Source organism: Kribbella sp. CA-245084 (genome assembly GCF_050942355.1).
Classification (GTDB): Bacteria; Actinomycetota; Actinomycetes; order Propionibacteriales; family Kribbellaceae; genus Kribbella.
In genome coordinates, this window is record NZ_CP192053.1 from 6985367 (window position 1) to 7003574 (window position 18208).

Below are 18208 nucleotides of genomic sequence, written 5' to 3' on the forward strand. Positions count from 1 at the left end.
TGGCTCGAGCGATGCCGGTGTCCAGGCGACGCTCAGGTGGGTTCCGGACGTGCTAGCACGTCACGGAGCTGCGGACGGAGCGCGTGTCCGTCCGGGCCCTGCACGGTGACCGCGGTCGGGCGGTGCGGGTCGTGGGCGCCTGGGTCCGGGTTCGGCACGGGCAGACCGTGTGACAGGACCTGCTCGGCCGGAGTCAGCTGGCGGATGCCGATAGCCAGGACATGATCCGGGTGCGACTGCGCGAAGTCGCCGTACAGCTGGGGGTCGTGCTGGCCGTCATCGCCGATCAGCACCCAGCGCACATTGGGGAACTCGCGCGCCAGCCGGCGCAGAGCTGTCCGCTTGTGCTCCTGGCCGCTGCGGAACCAGCCGGTGTTCGTCGGCCCCCAGTCCGTCATCAGCAACGGCCCCGGCGGGTACCCGTGCCGCGCGAAGAAGCGGGTCAGCGTCGGTGCGGTGTTCCACGCTCCCGTCGACAGGTAGAACATCGGAGCACCGGGGTGGTCCGCCAGCAGTTCGTCGTACAGCCCGGCCATCCCTGGTACGACGCGGCGCGCCTGCTCGTCGCGGACGAAGGTGTTCCAGGCGGCGATCATCGGACGCGGCAGCATCGTGAGGATGACCGTGTCGTCGATGTCGCTGACCAGTCCGAACGTGGCGTCCGGGTCCGGTACGAAGATGCGCGCGCGGGCCTGGCGCTCGCCGTGGACGCCGAGCATGATCTCGTGCCACCCCGCCGGCAGCACCTCCGGAACGGTCAGGTCGATGAACCCGCCGCGGTCGGTGACAGCGTCGTACGTCCGGCCGTTGATGGCGACCGACACCAGCACCTTGGTCGCCGGCGCCGTGACGAAAACCCGCCAGCCGCGCACCACCTGGTCCTCGTCGTACCGCGGCTGGTTGCGCGGGTCCCGGCCGAGTACGACGCGGGCCAGCACCCGGACGAACTCCGTGTTGCCGTAACCGACCTGCGGGATGATCCGCTCCTGCCAGCCACGACGCCGCAACACGGCCTGCACCCCAAGGTTGAACCAGTCCTCGAGACGGGACGCGTAGTGCGGACGGGCCATACCAGAAACCTACCCGGAGCATGGTCCCCTAGTCGTCCTCACTCGCGCGCGGCGAGAAGCTTTGACCCGCAGTTCACGAACTGTCGGCGGCGTCTCCTAGGTTCTCCCCATGACCGCTATCGGAATGTGCTTCCCGCGTACCTTCCCGGCCGCCCTGGTCACCGACGTGGCTCGGCGTCTCGACCGTGGTGGCGCGGATGAGCTGTGGATCATCGAGGACTGCTTCTTCACGGCCGGTCCGTCGCTGGTGTCGGCCGCGCTGACGTCGACCGAGCGGTTGACCGTCGGGCTCGGCATCGCGCCCGCGGTTGCGCGTACTGCGGCGGTCACCGCGATGGAGTTCGCGACGCTCGAGGCGCTCGGGCCGGGGAGGTTCCTGCCCGGGATCGGCCACGGCGTGCAGTCGTGGATGGCGCAGATGGGTGTCCGGCCGAAGTCGCCGCTGACAACTCTCGAGGAAGTCACCACGACGGTCACCCGGTTGCTCGCCGGCGAAGAGGTCAGCTTCGAGGGCAAGGCGGTGTACCTGAAGGACGTGAAGCTGGACGCGCCGCCGGTCACCCCGCCGCCGATCCTGCTCGGAGTGATGGGTCCGAAGTCGATGGCACTGGCGGGGCGGGTCGCCGGCGGTGTCGTGCTTGCGGAGCCTGCGACTCCGGCGTACGTGCGTCAGTCGGTGGAGTACGCCGGATCGCCTGAGGGCTTCGTGGTCGCGGTCTTCGCAGCGATGTGCGTGCGGGAGGACCGCAAGACGGCGTACGAGTGGACTGCGCCGTGGCTGGGCTGGCGGATCGGCGACAACCACCCGGGCGTGACTGCGTTGCCGTTCTTCGACGACATGAAAAAGCTGTTCGACGAGTCCGGCGTCGAGGGGCTCGTGGGGATGCCGACGGACTGGTGGACGCAGATCGGTGCGATCGGGACGCTCGACGATGCCGCTGCGCATGTTGATGCGCTGGAGGCGGCCGGGGTGCATCACATCGGGCTGTTCCCGGATCCGGAGGTGGAGCACGGGCTTCCACAGTTGGACTACGTGCTGGAGCTAGCGAAGCGTTAGGCCCGGCGCTTCGGGACGTGTGGGCGGTACGGCGAGACCGTCGCGTCGCCCGGGATCCAGAAACGCCAGGCGCGGTCGGCTGCCTCGCGGAGGCCGACGCGTGGACCGGTGGACGGCTCGCCGTCGAAGCCGGGGCCCGGCAGGAGTTGGATCGGTGAGTCCTTCGCGAGCAGGTCCGTGCCGTTGCCTTCGCCTCTGATGCCGAGGGCAACACACAGGCGGGCCGGGCCGCGGCCGAGATCGCGGTCCGGGTCGGCCTTCGGGCGCTTGACCACCGGGCCTTGCCTGACGCCGGCTTGGTTGAACGCGACCTTCTCGACGGCTGGTTGACCGCGGCGGTCGCGGGCCAGTTCGACGCCTTCGATGATCTCGCCGGCGCGCAGGAGGACGGCCGACGGTTTGCCGGGCGGGCCGACGACGACGTTCATGCAGAAGTGCATGCCGTAGGTGAAGTACACGTACAGGAAGCCGGGCGGGCCGAACATGATCGCGTTGCGCGGGGTTTCGCCGCGGTAGGCGTGCGAGCCCGGATCGTTCGGCCCGTCGTACGCCTCCACCTCGGTGAGGCGCGCGACGACGGTGCCCTCGTCGGTGGTGCTGCTCACCAGCATCCCAAGCAACTTCGGCGCCACTTCCAGCACAGGACCATCAAGCAGAGAGCGGCGCATGCCCAGCACCCTAAGCGACCGCCGGGCAAGCCGGCCCTGCGGCCGGCTCGCCCGGCGGGGTGGCCGGAGAGAGCAGCGGCTGGAGGGCGGCGGCTGGAGGGCGGCGGCAGGCGGGCGGCGGCAGGCGGGCGGCAGGCGAGGTGGCGAGCGGGCGGCGCCGGGTCAGGCGAGGCGGGTGGCGTGGGTGGCGGCTCGGGTGCGGAGCTCCGTCAGTTGGAGTTCTACTTGTGGTTGGGCTGTGCCGCCTCGGGTGTTTCTTGAGGAGAGGGAGCCTTGGACGGTCAGGACTGAGCGGACTTCCGGCGTCAGGTGAGGGGAGATGGCGGCCAGGTCGTCGTCGGAGAGGTCCCAGAGTTCTATGCCGCGTTTTTCGCAGGCCTGGACGCAGGCGCCGGCCAGTTCGTGGGCTACGCGGAAGGGGACCTGCTGGCGGACCAGCCACTCGGCGATGTCGGTTGCCAGGGAGAAGCCCTGCGGGGCGAGCTCTTCTAGGCGGGCGGTGTTGAAGCGGAGGGTTCGGATCATCCCGGTGAACGCGGGTAGCAGGACCTCGAGCGTGTCGATCGAGTCGAAGACCGGCTCCTTGTCCTCCTGGAGGTCCCGGTTGTACGCGAGCGGCTGCGCCTTGAGCGTCGCGAGCAGACCGCTCAGGTTGCCGATCAGGCGGCCGGCCTTTCCGCGGGCGAGCTCGGCGATGTCCGGGTTCTTCTTCTGCGGCATGATGCTCGACCCGGTCGAGAACGCGTCGTCCAACTCGACGAAGCCGAACTCCTTCGTCGCCCAGATGATCACCTCTTCGGCCTGCCGGGACAGGTCGACGCCGATCTGCGCGGTGACGAACGCGAACTCCGCGACGAAGTCCCGCGACGAGGTCCCGTCGATCGAGTTCGCCGACGAGTTCGTGAAGCCCAGCTCCTGAGCGACGAACACCGGGTCCAGCCCCAGCGAGCTCCCGGCCAGAGCTCCCGAGCCGTACGGCGAATCCGCGGCAACCCGCGCGTCCCAGTCGGCCAGCCGATCCAGGTCCCGGATCAGCGGCCAGGCGTGTGCGAGCAGATGATGCGACAGCAGAACCGGCTGCGCGTGCTGCAGATGCGTCCGGCCAGGCATGGCCACACCCAGGTGCTGAGCAGCCTGATCCGCCAGCGCGTTTACCTGCTCCAGAACCAGCCGGCCGACGATCCGGCCGTGCTCACGCAGGTAGCTCTTGAACAGCGTCGCCACCTGGTCGTTACGCGAACGCCCCGCGCGCAGCCGACCACCAAGCTCAGCACCGAGCCGATCGAGCAGCCCGTGCTCCAGCGCGGTGTGCACGTCCTCGTCTGCTTCGGCCGGCAGGAAACGGCCGGCGAGTACGTCGTCGAGGAGCGCATCCAGACCGGCAAGCATCGCGGCCAGGTCCTCGTCGGTCAACAGACCCGCGCGGTGCAGCACCTTGGCGTGCGCCTTCGAGCCGGCGATGTCGTACGGCGCGAGCCGCCAGTCGAAGTCCGTCGACTTGCTCAGCGCCGCCAACGCATCCGCCGGGCCACCGGCAAACCGGCCGCCCCATAGTCCAGCAGTACTCACAACAGTTCCTTACTTCGGTTCACGGGCAGCCAGGGACAGGAAGCGGGCGGCGAGGGCCTCGCCGCCGACCGGGTTGCGGGACACGACCATCACGGTGTCGTCGCCGGCGATGGTGCCGAGTACGTCGTCCAGTCCCACGTGGTCGATCGCCGACGCGAAGTACTGGGCCGCACCCGGCGGGGTTCGCAGGATCACCAGGTTGGCGCTGCCCTCGGCCGACACCAGCAGCTCGGACGCCACCCTGGCCAGACGTGCCTCGAAAGCAGCCGCCTCGCCGGCTCGCGGCGTACGGTCACCGCCTTCACCCGGTACGGCGTACACGAGCTGTCCGGACGAATCGCGCACCTTCACCGCACCGATCTCGACCAGGTCGCGCGACAGCGTCGCCTGCCCGACGACCAGCCCGGACGCAGCGAGCAGATCAGCCAGCTCGGTCTGCGACCGCACCGGCTGCCGACCGAGCAGATCCACGATCCGTTGCTGACGCGCAGTCTTCGTAGTCGGTACGGCGACACTCATTCCCCGAAACTCCTTGCCAACAGCCACGACAGCAGCGCCTTCTGCGCGTGCAGCCGGTTCTCGGCCTCGTCCCAGACGACCGACTGCGGGCCGTCGATCACGGACGCGTCGATCTCCTTGCCACGGTACGCGGGCAGGCAGTGCAGCACGATCGCGTCCGGCTTCGCCTTGGACAGTAGTTGCTCCGTCACGGCGTACGGTACGAACGGCGCCTCCCGCGACGCAGCCTCGTCCTCCTGGCCCATCGACACCCAGGTGTCGGTGGCAAGCACATCCGCTCCGTCGGCCGCCGCGATCGCGTCCGCGGTCCACGCCACCGATCCCCCGGTCGACGCGGCGATCTCGCCGGCGCGTGCCAGGATCGCAGGATCCGGCTGGTACTCCGCCGGCGATCCCACGACGACGTGCATGCCCGCGGTCGCGCCACCCAGCAGATACGAGTGCGCCATGTTGTTGGCGCCGTCGCCCAGATAGACCAGCTTGAGCCCGGCTGTCGAGCCCTTGTGCAGCCGGACGGTCTGCAGGTCCGCGAGGATCTGGCATGGGTGGAACTCGTCGGTCAGCGCATTGATGACCGGCACCGAGGACGCCGCCGCCATCTCCTCGATGCGCGCTTGGCCGAACGTCCGCCACACGATCGCCGCGACCTGCCGGTCCAGCACCTTGGCCGTGTCCGCGATCGGTTCGCCGCGGCCCATCTGCGACGTCTGCGCGTCGATGATCAGCGGTACGCCGCCGAGCTCGGAGATCCCGACCGCGAACGAGATCCGGGTCCGCGTCGAGGTCTTGTCGAAGATCACCGCGACCGTCTTCGGCCCGCTCAACGGCTTGTGCCCGTGCCGGTCCCCCGCGAGCTGCGCGGCCAGCGTCAGTACTTCGTCCTGCTCGACCGGCGAGAGGTCGTCGTCCCGCAGGAAGTGCCGAACCATCAGACCTCCACCTTGTCGAGCAGCCCGGGAAGGGCCGCGACGAAACTGTCCGCATCAGCCTTGCTCAGGATGTACGGCGGCGCCAGCCGCAACGCGTTCGGGATCGGATTGTTGATCACGAAGCCGCCCTCCAGCGCCAGCGCCGCCACCTGGTCCGACACCGGCTCGGTCAACTCGATCGCCAGCAGCATGCCGCGCCCGCGGACGCCCGCGATCATCGGGTGGTCGAGGGCAATGATCGACGACGCGAGGTGGTTGCCCACGGCATTCACCTGGGCGAGCAGGCCGTCCCGCTCAATTACGGTCAGCACCGCGAGGCCCGCGATCGATGCGACCGGGTTGCCGCCGAACGTCGTGCCGTGGTTGCCCGGCTGGAGCAGGTCCGCGGCCGCGCCCAGACCGATGCAGGCGCCGATCGGGACGCCCGCGCCGAGGCCCTTCGCGACCGTCACGATGTCCGGCGTGATGCCCTCGGGCTCGAAAGCGAACCACGTCCCGGTCCGACCGATCCCGGTCTGGATCTCGTCGAGCCACAACAGTGCGCCATGCTCGGACGTGATGCTCCGCGCGGCCCGCAGGTAGCCAGCCGGCGGTACGACGACGCCGTTCTCGCCCTGGATCGGCTCGAGGATCACAGCCGCCGTCTCGTCGTCGACCGCCGCGGCCAGCGCTTCCGCGTCGCCGTACGGGACGAACTCCACGTCGCCGGGCAGCGGCGCGAACGCTTCGCGGTACGCCGGTTTCCACGTGACCGCGAGAGCGCCCATGGAACGCCCGTGGAACGCACCGACGGTCGAGATGATCTTGGTCCGGCCGGTCCGCCGGGTGATCTTGAACGCGGCCTCGTTCGCCTCGGTGCCGGAGTTGGTGAAGAACACCTTGCCCGGAGCATCGAAGAGACCGAGCAGTTTCTCGGCCAGCGCGATCTGGGGCGCGGAGGCGAAGAAGTTCGAGACGTGGCCGAGGGTGGCGAGCTGCGAGGTCACCGCGGACACCACGAACGGGTGCGCGTGACCGAGGCAGTTCACCGCGAGGCCGCCGAGCAGGTCGAGGTACTTGTTGCCATCGGCATCCCATAGGTACGCGCCCTCGCCGCGGACGAGGACACGCTTCGGCGCACCGAAGGTGTTCATCAGGGCGCCGGTGTAGCGCTCAGTCAGTGCAGCCTGCGTGCCATCGACGGTCAGCAGTTCACTCATGACGGGATCACCTGGGTTCCACTTCCGGCATCGGTGAAGATCTCGAGGAGCAGCGAATGCGGGACGCGACCGTCGATCACGGTGGCACGGGAGACGCCCGACTCGACCGCGCGCAGGCAGGCTTCCATCTTCGGCACCATGCCCGACGCCAGCGACGGCAGCAACTCGGCCAGCTCGGCCGCGTCGATCTGCGTGATGATCTCGTCGCTGTCCGGCCAGTTCCGGTAGAGCCCGGCGACATCGGTCAGTACGACGAGCTTCTCGGCGCCGAGCGCGACCGCGAGCGCGGCGGCCGCGGTGTCGGCGTTGACGTTGTGCGCCTGGCCGTCCTCGTCCGGCGCGATCGTCGACACCACCGGGATCCGGCCGGCGTCGATCAGGTCGACCACCGCCTCCGGACGTACTTCGACCACGTCGCCGACCAGCCCGATGTCGACGTGCTCGCCGTCCACCAACGCCGTACGGCGCTCCGCGGTGAACAGGCCGGCGTCCTCGCCGGACATTCCGACCGCGAACGGACCGTGCGCGTTCAGCAGACCGACCAGCTCGCGGCCGACCTTGCCGACCAGGACCATGCCGACGACGTCCATCGCCTCCGGCGTGGTGACCCGGAGCCCGCCGCGGAACTCGCTGTCGATGCCGAGCCGGCCGAGCATGTCGCTGATCTGCGGTCCGCCGCCGTGGACGACGACGACCCGCACCCCGGCGTACCGGAGGAAGACGATGTCGGATGCGAATGCCTGCTTGAGCTTGTCGTCGACCATGGCGTTCCCGCCGTACTTCACGACGACGGTCTTGCCGTGGAACTCCTTGAGCCAGGGCAGGGCTTCGGTCAGTACGGCGGCCTTCTCGACCGCATCTGCGTGACTGTTCACGAGGAGTAGGCCGAGTTCTCTTCGACGTAGGCGTGGGACAGGTCGGTGGTGAGGACGGTCGCGGAGGCCGGGCCGGCGTGCAGATCGATCAGTACGTCGATCTCCAGGCCGCTGAGGTCCGCCTCGGAGCGATCGACGCCCTTGCCGCCGGCAACACAAATCGCAGCGCCGTTCAGCGTGATGTCGAGCAGCGACGGATCGAAGGCCGTGGGTGCGTTGCCGACTGCCATCGCGATCCGGCCCCAGTTCGGGTCGGAGGCGAAGAACGCGGTCTTGCAGAGGTTGTCCTCGGCAACGAGCTTGGCGGCGGCCAGGGCCTCCGCCTCGGTCGCGGCGCCCTGGACGGTGATGCTGACGTGCTTGGTGACGCCCTCGGCGTCGGCCTGCAACTGCTTCACCAGGTCAGCAGCCAGCACTGTCAACGCCGCCTCGAAGGCCTCGGGGGTGACGTTCACGCCTGAGGCTCCCGAGCTGAGCAGGAGCACGGTGTCGTTGGTCGACGTACCGCCGTCGACGTCGAGCCGGTTGAAGGTCTTGGCGACCGCGTTGCGTAGCGCGTGATCGAGGTGCGGCTGGTCGAGGACGGCGTCGGTGGTGATCACGCTCAGCATCGTCGCCATGTTCGGCGCGCACATCCCGGCGCCCTTCGCGAACCCGCCGATGCTCCAGCCGTCCGCGTGCTTCAGCGCGGCCTGCTTCGGAACGTTGTCGGTGGTCATGACTGCGGTCGCTGCGGCGAGCCCGTGCTGCGGGTCATCGCCCAGGTCTGCAACGGCCGCGTCGATCCCGGAGAGGAGCGCATCCATCGGGAGGCGTTCGCCGATCAGGCCGGTCGAACAGACGCCGATCCCGGCGGCCCCGACCCCCAGAACGGATGCCAGCTTCTCCGCGGTCTTGTGCGTGTCCTGGAAACCTTCCGGCCCGGTGCACGCGTTCGCGCCGCCGGAGTTCAGGACGACGGCCTTCAGCGCCCCGGCGGTCAGGACCTGCTGGGACCAGAGCACCGGCGCGGCCTTCACCTTGTTCGTGGTGAAGACGCCGGCGGCGACGTCGTACGGGCCGTCGTTCACGACCACGGTGAGGTCCGGCGTACCGGCGGGCTTGATCCCGGCGATCACCCCGGCCGCGCGGAAGCCGGCCGGCGCGGTGACCCCGGCGCTCCGATCGACTTGAGTGTCCGGGGTGACTGCAACGGTCACGGTGCGACTCCTACGAGGGGCAGGGCCAACGGCTCGTCGAGTCCGAGGGCCAGGTTCATGCACTGCACGGCTCCGCCGGCGGTGCCCTTGGTGAGGTTGTCCATCGCGGCCACGATGACGGCGCGGCCGGTGCGCTGGTCGAGGGCTACTTGCAACTGCACGGTGTTCGCGCCGAGGGTGGATTGCGTCTGCGGCCACTGCCCCTCGGGCAGCAGGTGGATGAAAGGCTCGTTGCGGTAGGCATCTTCATAGGCCCGCCGGAGTTTCACGAGATCGGTGCCATCGGCAATCGGGGCGCTGCAGGTGGCGAGGATGCCGCGGGCCATCGGGACAAGCACCGGTGTGAACGAGACGCTCACCGGCTGATCGGCGTACGGCGTGAGGTTCTGCTCGATCTCCGGCGTGTGACGGTGGACTCCGCCGACGCCGTACGCCGACGCCGACCCCATCACCTCCGCGCCGAGGAGATGCGCTTTCGGGGCCTTGCCCGCGCCCGACGTACCGCTGACGGCGACCACCACCAGCTGGGTGGGGTCGACCAGCCCGTTCTGTACGGCGGGGAGCAGGGCGAGGGTGGAGACGGTGGGGTAACAACCCGGCACGGCGACCCGGTTCGAACCGCGGAGCTTGTCCCGCTGTCCGGGGAGCTCCGGGAGTCCGTACGGCCACGAGCCGGCATGCTCGCCGCCGTAGAACTCGACCCACACCTCGGCCTCGGTCAGCCGGAAGTCCGCGCCGCAGTCGATCACGGTGACGTCCTCGCCGAGCTGGTCGGCGATTCCGGCGGACTGTCCGTGCGGCAGGGCCAGGAACACCACGTCGTGACCGGCGAGATTCTCCGCCGTGGTCTCGACCAGGATGCGCCCGGCCAGCGGCACGAGGTGTGGGTGGTGCACGCCGAGCGCCGTACCGGCGTTCCCGCCGGCGGTCAGGGCGCCGATCTCCACCTCGGGGTGGCTGCTCAGCAACCGGAGCAGCTCGCCGCCCGCGTACCCACTGGCCCCGGCCACTGCCACCTTCACGCTCATGTGAATGAGTATGCCATTAACCGGATGAATATCCAACCGAGTTCGCGTCGTGGATGAAAGAGTCCCGCCCCTCGCTCCGCTCGGGGCGGGAGGAAGAGAGGGAGTCGGTCTTGCCGGCCAACCACGGGTTGTGATGCGGGTCATGTCACACGGTGTGTGGTGGCGCGTGTCCTGGGGGTTGACGACGGACTCTGGAGGGTGACATGGCGCGGATCGGACTGGAGCACGAGCGGGGATGGTTTGTGCGGGTGGCGGAGTGGGGTAGCCGGCGGAAGTACGGGGCGGTGCTGGAGCCGGGGCAGGCGGCGTTGCACAACCGGCGGGTGCTGGTGTCGATGCTGCTGCTGGAGGGGTCTGCGGCTCGGTGGAACAAGCTGGACCCGGAGCTGAAGGCGCTCGCGGTGATGGTGACGTCGGCGCGGATCGGGTGCAGCTGGTGCATGGACTTCGGCTACTGGGAGTTCCACCACCAGGGTGTCGACCAGGCGAAGCTGCGCGATGTGCCAGGGTGGCGGGACAGCGACGTCTACTCGGATCTGGAGCGCGCGGTGATGGACTACGCCGAGGCGATGACGGCGACCCCGCCGGAGGTCACCGACGAGCAGGTCGAGCGGTTGCGCGCGGACCTCACCGACGAGCAACTGGTCGAGCTCACCTCGATCATCTCGCTGGAGAACTACCGCTCCCGCACGAACGCGGCCCTCGGACTGACGAGCCAGGGCTTCAAGGAGACCTGCGAACTGAGGTCGGTCAAATGACCGAGGAGCAGTTGGCGAGCGAGTTCGCCGAGCATCGATCCGTGCTGGTCGGCGCGGCGTACCGCGTCGTCGGCAGCGTGAGCGATGCGGAGGACGTCGTCCAGGAGGCGTGGTTGCGATGGACCGGCGTCGACCACGACGAGGTGCGCGACACCCGCGCCTACCTGATCCGCATCACCACCCGCCTGGCCCTGAACCGGCTGCGCGAACAGAAGGCCCGGCGGGAGCAGTACGTCGGCCCGTGGCTGCCCGAGCCGCTGGCGACCGACGACGATCCCGAGGCCGCGGTCGAGCTGGCGGACTCGGTCAGCATGGCGATGCTCGTCGTACTCGAGACGCTGTCCCCGCTCGAGCGGGCCACGTTCGTACTGCGTGAGGTGTTCGACCTCCCGTACGACGAGATCGCGGACACGCTCGGGCGATCCGAGACCGCCGTACGGCAGCTCGCCCATCGCGCTCGCGAGCACGTCCACGCGCGGCAGCCGCGGCATCACGTCGACAAGGCGCGCCACGACGAGGTGACGATGCGGTTCATGCAGGCGGCCGGGTCGGGCGACTTCGACCAGGTGGTCGCGTTGCTCGCGCCGGACGCCGTACTGATCAGCGACGGCGGCGGCAAGAAGAAGGCGGCGCTGCGGCCGATCCACGGTGCGGACAAGATCGCGCGCTGGCTGTTCGCGGTGATCGCGGAGAACCCGGGCTTCGAGATCCGGATGGGCACGCTGAACGGCGAGATCGCCTACATCGCGTACGACGGGGACGCGCCGGACACGGTCGCGTTCCTGAAGACCGAGGGCGGGCTGATCAACGAGCTGTACCTGATCCGGAACCCGGACAAGCTGGAGCACATCCACTGAGCCGTAGACTATCTGCAACTCAGTCGCAGATGGAGGTGCGGTGAAGTACCTGGTAATCGACTCGGACGAGGCGCTCGATCCGAGGTTGCGAGCAGACCTGTTGGACACCTGGGTCGCGGCGACGAACGCCGGCGGCGCGGTCGGGTATACGCCGCCCGCGCCGGTCGAGCAGATCGCCCAGAACCTGGACGGCGCGCTCGGCCGGGTCGCGGCCGGGCTGGACCTGCTCGGCGTGCTGCACACCGGTGAGCGGTACGCCGGGATGGGCATGCTCGTGAGCTCCCCCAGCTGGCTGAATGCGCACTGGCGCACGGTGTTGCGGGTGATGGTCCACCCTGAGCACCAGGGCAACGGCGCCGGCCGCGCGCTGATGGAGGGGCTGCGCGGCTCAGCGGTCGACCTGGGGCTCGAGCAACTCCAGCTGACGATCCGCGACGGGCTCGGCCTGGAGAAGTTCTACGGGCCGCTCGGCTACCGCGTCGTCGGCACGCACCCACGCGCGATCCGCGTCACGCCCGACGACTACCGCGACGAGATCATGCTGGTCCAGGACCTCTAGCGGATCCCCAGGCCATCACAATCGCCGAGGTCGGGCGACGCGCCGCCTGGAGCGCCCGGCCGGCCAGCATTGTGATGGCCTGGCGATCCGCATCCGGTCAGCGGCGGGTGCGGGCTATGGCCAGGAGGGTGCCGCCCAGGGCTGCGAGCAGCGTGCCGAGGGTGAGGATGATTGCGGGTGGGCCGCCGGTGGGTGGGATTTCGTCGCGGCTGGTTGTGCGGACGTCTTCGGTGGGCTGGGCGCCGACGATGACCTTGACCGGGGCGGTGGCTTCGCCGATCTGGTAGGTCGCCTTCGCGGTGCCGGTGAAGGCTGCGACCGGTTTGAGGGTGACCGTTCCGTCGCCGGCGACCGACCAGGTGCCGGCGCCGTCGGTGAGGTGCTTCGCGCAGGTGCCGGTGCTTGTGCGCAGACAGACCGAGCTCGGTGTGATCGTGCCGCTGTCGTTGAGGAGCGGGTTGACGGCGACCGGGTTGCCCGGCGTACCGGTCGCCGTGTCGGGCACCGCCTTGGCGAGCAACGGTCCGGCGACCGTCACGTCGAGCAACGCCGTGTCGGACGTGCCGTTCGCATCGGTCACTCGGTAGGCCAGTGATCGCGTCGTACCGATGAAACCCTTGACCGGGGTGAACCTGACGGCACCGTCTGCACCAACCAGGTACGAGCCTTCGTGCGGCACGGCGACGGACTTCTTCTCCTTGCCGTCGGCCGGGTCGCGCAGTACGACGGAAGCCGGTCGGAGCGGCGCGGACGGGTCACCGGGTTTGTCGTTGTCGAGGACCGGCACCACAACCGCGGTGCCGAAGGGCGTGTCGGCGTCGTCATCGACGACGACCGGACGCACCGGCGCGACTGTGACGGTGACGGTGGCGCGGGCCGAGTTCTGGTTCGTGTCCTTCACGTCGTACGCCGCCGGTCGCGCGGTGCCCGTGAATGTTGCCACCGGACGGAACGTGATCTTGCCGCTGGCAACGACATACGTACCCTGTCCTGCAACAGTCACCTGGTCGACCAGCGCGCCGGCAGGTCCGACCAGGAGCAACGAGTCCGGGTCGAGCGTCGCGCCCGGCCCCGGCTTGTCGTTCGCGAGCGGGTCGATCGTCACCGCGACATGCTGCCTGGTCGGCGCCACGTCCGGCACTGCGACCGGGCGATCCTGGACCGTGATCGTCAACGTGCCGGCGCCGACCGTCCCGTTGCGGTCGGCAACCTGATACCCGACAGGAACCGCCACGCCGGCGAACCCGTCCACGGGCGCGAACTGGATCGCCCCGGTCGGCTGCACGGTGAACGTCCCCTCCCCCGGCACAGCCAGCGTGGCCACCGGATCACCGGTCGCCGGATCAACCAGCTGTACGCCGCCCAGCGGCGCACTCACATCGCCCGGCTTGTCATTCGCAAGCACGTCGACCGTCACCGGAGTCCCGTACGGCGTCGTCGCCGCGTCGTCCGCGATCACCGGTGTGACCGCTGCGACCGTCACCGTGACCGACGCGCTCGCCTTGTTCCCAGTGGTGTCGCTGACCCGATAAGCGACCGACACGACACCGCGGTACGCCCGCTCGGGATCGAACACGAGCTTCCCGGAGACCACCGCGAACACACCCTGCCCCGGGATCACCACCTTGCCGCTCCACGAACCGCCGTACACCTGCAAGCTGGTCCGATCGAGCTGCGCGCCCGTCCCCGGCTCGTCGTTCGCGAGCGGATCGACGGTGACCGGCACGTTCTGCTTGGTCTGTACAGCGTCCGCCACCGCCGACGGCCCCTTGCCGACGGTCAACACCAGCAGACCTTCGGCGGTCGTCCCGTTGCCGTCGGCAATCCGGTACGTCGCCGGCGTCGTCGCGCCCTGGAACCCCTTCGCCGGCGTGAACGTGACCGTCCCGTCGTCGTCGGCGCGGTAGCTTCCCTCGCCGGCCCGCGTCATGGTCTTGCCGTAGTGCCCGGCCGCATCCTTCAGCACGAGACTCGACGGAACCAGCGGCGCCGACGGACCGCCCGGCTTGTCGTTCGCCAGCACGTTCACCGCGACCGCATGCCCGTACGGCGTGATCGCCGAGTCCCCGACCGCGACCGGCCGGACCGGCGTCACGGTCATGCTCAACGTGGTGGTCGCGTAGTTGCCGTCCGAGTCCGCGACCCGGTAGCGGATCGCGAGCGCCTTGCCCTGGAACGCCGGCAGCGGATCGAACTCGATCGCGCCGCTCGGCTGCACGGCGTACGTCCCCTGCTTGGCAACCGTCAGCTTCTTGACGTACCCGGTCCCGTCGAGCAGGCCGACCGAACCAGGGTCGAGCGTCGCGTCGGTGCCCGGGACGTCGTTGGACACCACGTTCACCGTCACGGTCACGTTCTGCAGAGTCGACGCTGTGTCGGCGATGGCGACCGGCGGCTTGCCGACCGTGACCGTCAACCGAGCGGTCGCCTTGGTCCCGTTGCTGTCGGCCACCTGGTACGTCAACGGCGTACCAGGACCGCGGAAGGTCGCTGCCGGATCGAACCGGACCACTCCCCCGGCCGCCGTATACACACCTTCGTTCGGGATCCGCACCGATGCCTTCGGCAACCCATCGGCAGGGTTGACGAGGACCAGGCTGCCCGGCACCAGTGGCGCCGACGGATCGCCCGGCTCGTCGTTCGCGAGCACCTTGACCGTGACGGTCTTCCCGTACGGCGTTCGCGCCGCGTCGTCGGCGGCGACCGGCGTGATCGGGGTGATCGTGACCGTGATCGTGGACCGTGCGATCTGACCGAACCAGTCCGAGATCCGGTACGTCACCTTGGTCGCCGTACCGGTGAATCCTGGCAGCGGGTCGACAGCGACCGTGCCGTCGGGATTGACCTGGTAGTCGGCCTGTCCCGGGACCTTCACCAGCTTCTTCAGCGAACCATCTGCCGGATCCACGAGCGTGAGGCTGAGCGGATCGAGCCCGGACCCACGCCCGGCGGTGTCGTTGGCCAACGGGTTCACGCGTAGCGGGAGGTTCTGCTTGCCGGTCGCCGTGTCGGGCGTGGCGGTCGGCGCGGGCGGCTTGGCAACCGTGACAGTCAGCGCTGCCGACGTCGTCGTACCGTTCACATCCGAGACGCGGTAGGTGACCGCCGTCGCGACGCCGGTGAACTTCGGCATCGGGTCGACGACGACCTTGCCCTCTGGAGTGGTCGTGTACGTCGCCTGGCCGGCGATGACCACCGTTGCCTGAGGCTCCTTCGTCGTCGGGTCGATCAGCTGCACGCTGCTCGGCACCAGCGGGACGGACGGATCACCGGCGTCGTCGTTCGACAGCACCGGCACAGTCACGTCCGTGTCGTACGCCGTACTCGCGGTGTCGTCGGACGCATCGGGCTGCACCTTCGTCACCCGCACTGTCAGCGTCGACTTCCCGACCGCATCGTTGCTGTCAGCAACCTGATAAGGGATCACGGTCGCGGTGCCGTTGAAGGTCGGCACTGGCTCGAACAGCACCTGGCCGTCCGGCTTGACCGTGTACTTGCCCTGACCGGCGACCACGAGAGTAGTCAACGGATCCCCGTCCGACAGCGCCAGCAGCCGAACACTCTTCGGCTTCAGCGCAGCACCGGTTGGACCGGGCTTGTCGTTGTCGAGGACCGCGATCACCACCGCTCGACCTTGGAGCGTGGTGATCGTGTCCGGGTTCGCCACCGGCGGGCCGGGCGCGTCGACGGAGACAGTGAGTACGGCGCGCGCCGGCGTACCGTTCTTGTCGAGCACCTGGTAGGTCAACGGCGTACCGACACCTTTGAACCCGTGCACCGGCTGGAAGGTCACCTCGCCGGCGGCGGCCAGATAGACGCCCTGCTGCGCGATCGTCACCTTGTCGACGAGCTGCCTGGTGACCGGGTCGACGAGCCGCAACGTGCTCGGGACGAGAGGCGCGTCGGGCGAACCGGGCAGGTCGTTGTCGAGCACGGGTACGACGACATCGGTGTCGAACGCGGTCGAGCTCGAGTCGCCGTTGGCCGTCGGCGTGACCGGCGTGACCGTCACGGTGAGCGTCGACTCGGCCGTCTGGCCGGTGGTGTCGGTGACGCGGTAACCGATCGACGTACCGACGCCGATGAACTGCGGTTGCGGAACGAAGTCGACGCTGCCGTCGGGCTTCACGACGTACTCGCCCTCGCCGGCGATCACCAGCTTCTTCTTGAAGGTTGCGTCGGCCGGATCACGCAGTACGACGGAGTCGGGGTCGAGCTGCACGCCCGCCGCGGCGCGGTCGTTGGCCAGCGGCTTGACGGACACACTCACGTTCTGCGGAGTCGTCGCGGTGTCGGGCATGGCCACCGGTCGATCCGGGAGCGACACCGTCAGGGTGAGCTCGGCGGTCGCGGCGATGCCGTTGCTGTCGGCAACGCGGTACGTGACCGGCTTGGCCGGACCCACGAACCCTGGCACGGGCTCGACGCGGATCGTGCCGTCGGGCTTGGCGACGTACTTCGCCTGGCCGACCATGTTGACCATCTCGACGCACTTGCCGCCGTCAACCAAGCAGAGGGACGCGGCGGCGAGCGGCGCCGACGGATCGCCCGGCTTGTCGTTGGCGAGCACCGGAACGATGACCGCGGTGTTGAAGGCGGTCGTCGCGGTGTCGTCGGTCAGCACCGGCGGAGGCGGCGGTGTGATCGCGAACGGGTAGTCCTCGACCTCACCAGAGTCAGCGGCCCCGGCCGGCTTCTCGATCTGTACGTCGTTATAGCCGACCCGCACGCGCGCATACGACGCCCCTGCCTTGGGCGCGAGCTCTGACCACCTCAGCGTGACGGTCGTCTGCTTCGCGGCGAAGGGGGCACAAGCTCGCTCACCTGGCTCGAACGTCCCGTTGACGTTGAAGTCGATCCACGCGCACGCGCGACCGGCCTTTGACGTACCGGTGAGCTGCAGGTCGGCGGAGTAGGTCGTCTGGTTGGTGCGAAGCGGCTTGAAGACCACGCCGTCATCGGCCTGATCCGGTGTCGGCGGACCGGTCGTGCCGTTCGCAACGTCGACATTGTCCTCAGTGACGTCCTTCCCGAGCTGTACGTCGCTGAGCACCGACCACGCGGTGCCGTACGACGCCGGGGCGTCACCGAAATCCTCGGGCGTGGACGCGACGATCGAGAACGCATCACCGGAGGACGCGTTGTTGATGGCCGGGAGCTTCGGGTGCTTCGTGAACTGCGCGGTGACGGCGAAGGTGAGCTTGTTGACGATGCCGTTCACGCGGACCGATCCGCACGCGGCAGTCGCGGAGGTATCGAGACCGGACGGGGACTTGGTGTTGACGCAGTTCGGACCGGCGTCGTGATCGGCCGCGCTGATCGTGTCGCTGGTGACGGCGAGGTTGTTGCCCTGCCCAAGCTTCGTCAGGCTGAGGCCGGCGGTCGTCAGCTTGAGAATCGAGTGCACCTCGGACTGGGCGATCGGCTTGCCGCTGTCGGTCCGGGTGACGGAGCCGCCGATGCCGCCGAGGTGCAGGACCGGGTTGCGGACGGGCTGGGAGAACCCGATCGTCACCATGCCGCGATCGCCGCAGCCGCCGGTGGACGCGCAGTCGCCGGTGTTCACCACGTCGTCCTGCGCCGGGACGTTCTTGCCGATCGCGGGCTGATAGGTGGTCGGGCCGATGCCGCGGAAGCCCGCGGTGGTCGGATCGCCGAGCTCCGTCTTGCCGCTCGCCGCGATCGTCTGGCGCAACCCCGAACCGGGCATCACCGCAGTGGCAGCTGAGGTGAACGGCGTGGCCGGCACCTCATAGGCAGTTGCAGTGACGGTCCCCAGGCTCAACAGGCCGGTGGCAAGAAGAATGGCCCCCGGTCGGGTAGCCCGCATGTGTCCCGCCCTCCCGAGCAATCAGGGTGCCGAAGTGCATCGGCCGCGGGCGGGCGGACCTGCGTAGACGTAACGGTCTGCGCCGACACAA

At 69.0% G+C, this 18208-nt stretch carries 14 protein-coding genes; 4 read left to right on the forward strand and 10 right to left on the reverse strand.

Going from position 1 to position 18208, the window contains the following annotated elements; all coding sequences use genetic code 11:
• Positions 1–32 precede the first annotated feature (32 nt).
• Entirely contained in the window at positions 33–1070 is a 1038-nt protein-coding gene (locus ACQPYH_RS33080) for an App1 family protein (RefSeq protein ID WP_432879454.1), read from the reverse strand.
• A 109-nt stretch (positions 1071–1179) separates the two neighbouring features.
• Here ACQPYH_RS33080 and ACQPYH_RS33085 point away from each other — a divergent pair, with 109 nt between their 5' ends.
• Entirely contained in the window at positions 1180–2127 is a 948-nt protein-coding gene (locus ACQPYH_RS33085; protein WP_432879456.1) for an LLM class flavin-dependent oxidoreductase, read from the forward strand.
• Here ACQPYH_RS33085 and ACQPYH_RS33090 read toward each other — a convergent pair.
• The 8 genes from ACQPYH_RS33090 to argC form a co-directional block, all read right to left on the reverse strand.
• Positions 2124–2795, reverse strand: coding sequence for a DNA-3-methyladenine glycosylase (locus tag ACQPYH_RS33090; protein WP_432879459.1), 672 nt, complete (start codon positions 2793–2795; stop codon positions 2124–2126). The two genes, ACQPYH_RS33085 and ACQPYH_RS33090, sit on opposite strands and share 4 nt — an antisense overlap.
• A gap of 162 nt (positions 2796–2957) precedes the next feature.
• Positions 2958–4364, reverse strand: coding sequence for an argininosuccinate lyase (gene argH, locus ACQPYH_RS33095; protein WP_432879462.1), 1407 nt, complete (start codon positions 4362–4364; stop codon positions 2958–2960).
• Positions 4365–4373: 9 nt separating this feature from the next.
• Complete coding sequence (locus ACQPYH_RS33100; RefSeq protein WP_371404073.1) at positions 4374–4883, reverse strand: arginine repressor; 510 nt, start codon at positions 4881–4883, stop codon at positions 4374–4376.
• Positions 4880–5812: an ornithine carbamoyltransferase gene (gene argF, locus ACQPYH_RS33105; protein ID WP_432879465.1), complete on the reverse strand. Its 933-nt coding sequence runs from the start codon at positions 5810–5812 to the stop codon at positions 4880–4882. The genes ACQPYH_RS33100 and argF overlap by 4 nt, the downstream gene beginning before the upstream one ends.
• Positions 5812–7011, reverse strand: coding sequence for an acetylornithine transaminase (locus tag ACQPYH_RS33110; RefSeq protein WP_432879467.1), 1200 nt, complete (start codon positions 7009–7011; stop codon positions 5812–5814). Before ACQPYH_RS33110 ends, argF begins: the two co-directional genes overlap by 1 nt.
• Positions 7008–7886 carry an acetylglutamate kinase gene (gene argB, locus ACQPYH_RS33115; protein ID WP_130439369.1) on the reverse strand — a complete coding sequence of 293 codons (879 nt, stop codon included), beginning with the start codon at positions 7884–7886 and terminating at the stop codon, positions 7008–7010. The genes ACQPYH_RS33110 and argB overlap by 4 nt, the downstream gene beginning before the upstream one ends.
• A complete protein-coding gene (argJ, locus tag ACQPYH_RS33120; protein ID WP_432879470.1) occupies positions 7883–9085 on the reverse strand; it encodes a bifunctional glutamate N-acetyltransferase/amino-acid acetyltransferase ArgJ in 1203 nt (400 codons plus the stop codon). The genes argB and argJ overlap by 4 nt, the downstream gene beginning before the upstream one ends.
• Positions 9082–10113 (reverse strand): N-acetyl-gamma-glutamyl-phosphate reductase, encoded by a 1032-nt coding sequence (gene argC, locus ACQPYH_RS33125; protein ID WP_432879472.1) that lies wholly within the window; start codon positions 10111–10113, stop codon positions 9082–9084. Before argC ends, argJ begins: the two co-directional genes overlap by 4 nt.
• A gap of 203 nt (positions 10114–10316) precedes the next feature.
• On the opposite strand from argC, the gene ACQPYH_RS33130 reads away from it, so the two are divergent.
• From ACQPYH_RS33130 to ACQPYH_RS33140, 3 genes are read left to right on the forward strand one after another with little or no spacing between them, the layout of a single operon-like run.
• Positions 10317–10871, forward strand: coding sequence for a carboxymuconolactone decarboxylase family protein (locus tag ACQPYH_RS33130; protein ID WP_432879474.1), 555 nt, complete (start codon positions 10317–10319; stop codon positions 10869–10871).
• Complete coding sequence (locus ACQPYH_RS33135; RefSeq protein ID WP_130439377.1) at positions 10868–11728, forward strand: RNA polymerase sigma-70 factor; 861 nt, start codon at positions 10868–10870, stop codon at positions 11726–11728. Before ACQPYH_RS33130 ends, ACQPYH_RS33135 begins: the two co-directional genes overlap by 4 nt.
• 40 nt (positions 11729–11768) lie before the next feature.
• Positions 11769–12287, forward strand: coding sequence for an N-acetyltransferase family protein (locus ACQPYH_RS33140; RefSeq protein ID WP_432879476.1), 519 nt, complete (start codon positions 11769–11771; stop codon positions 12285–12287).
• 97 nt (positions 12288–12384) lie between these two features.
• Here ACQPYH_RS33140 and ACQPYH_RS33145 read toward each other — a convergent pair whose 3' ends face one another.
• The gene (locus ACQPYH_RS33145; RefSeq protein WP_432879479.1) at positions 12385–18117 is read right to left on the reverse strand and encodes an Ig-like domain-containing protein; all 5733 of its coding nucleotides are present in this window, start codon (positions 18115–18117) and stop codon (positions 12385–12387) included.
• Positions 18118–18208 lie beyond the last annotated feature (91 nt).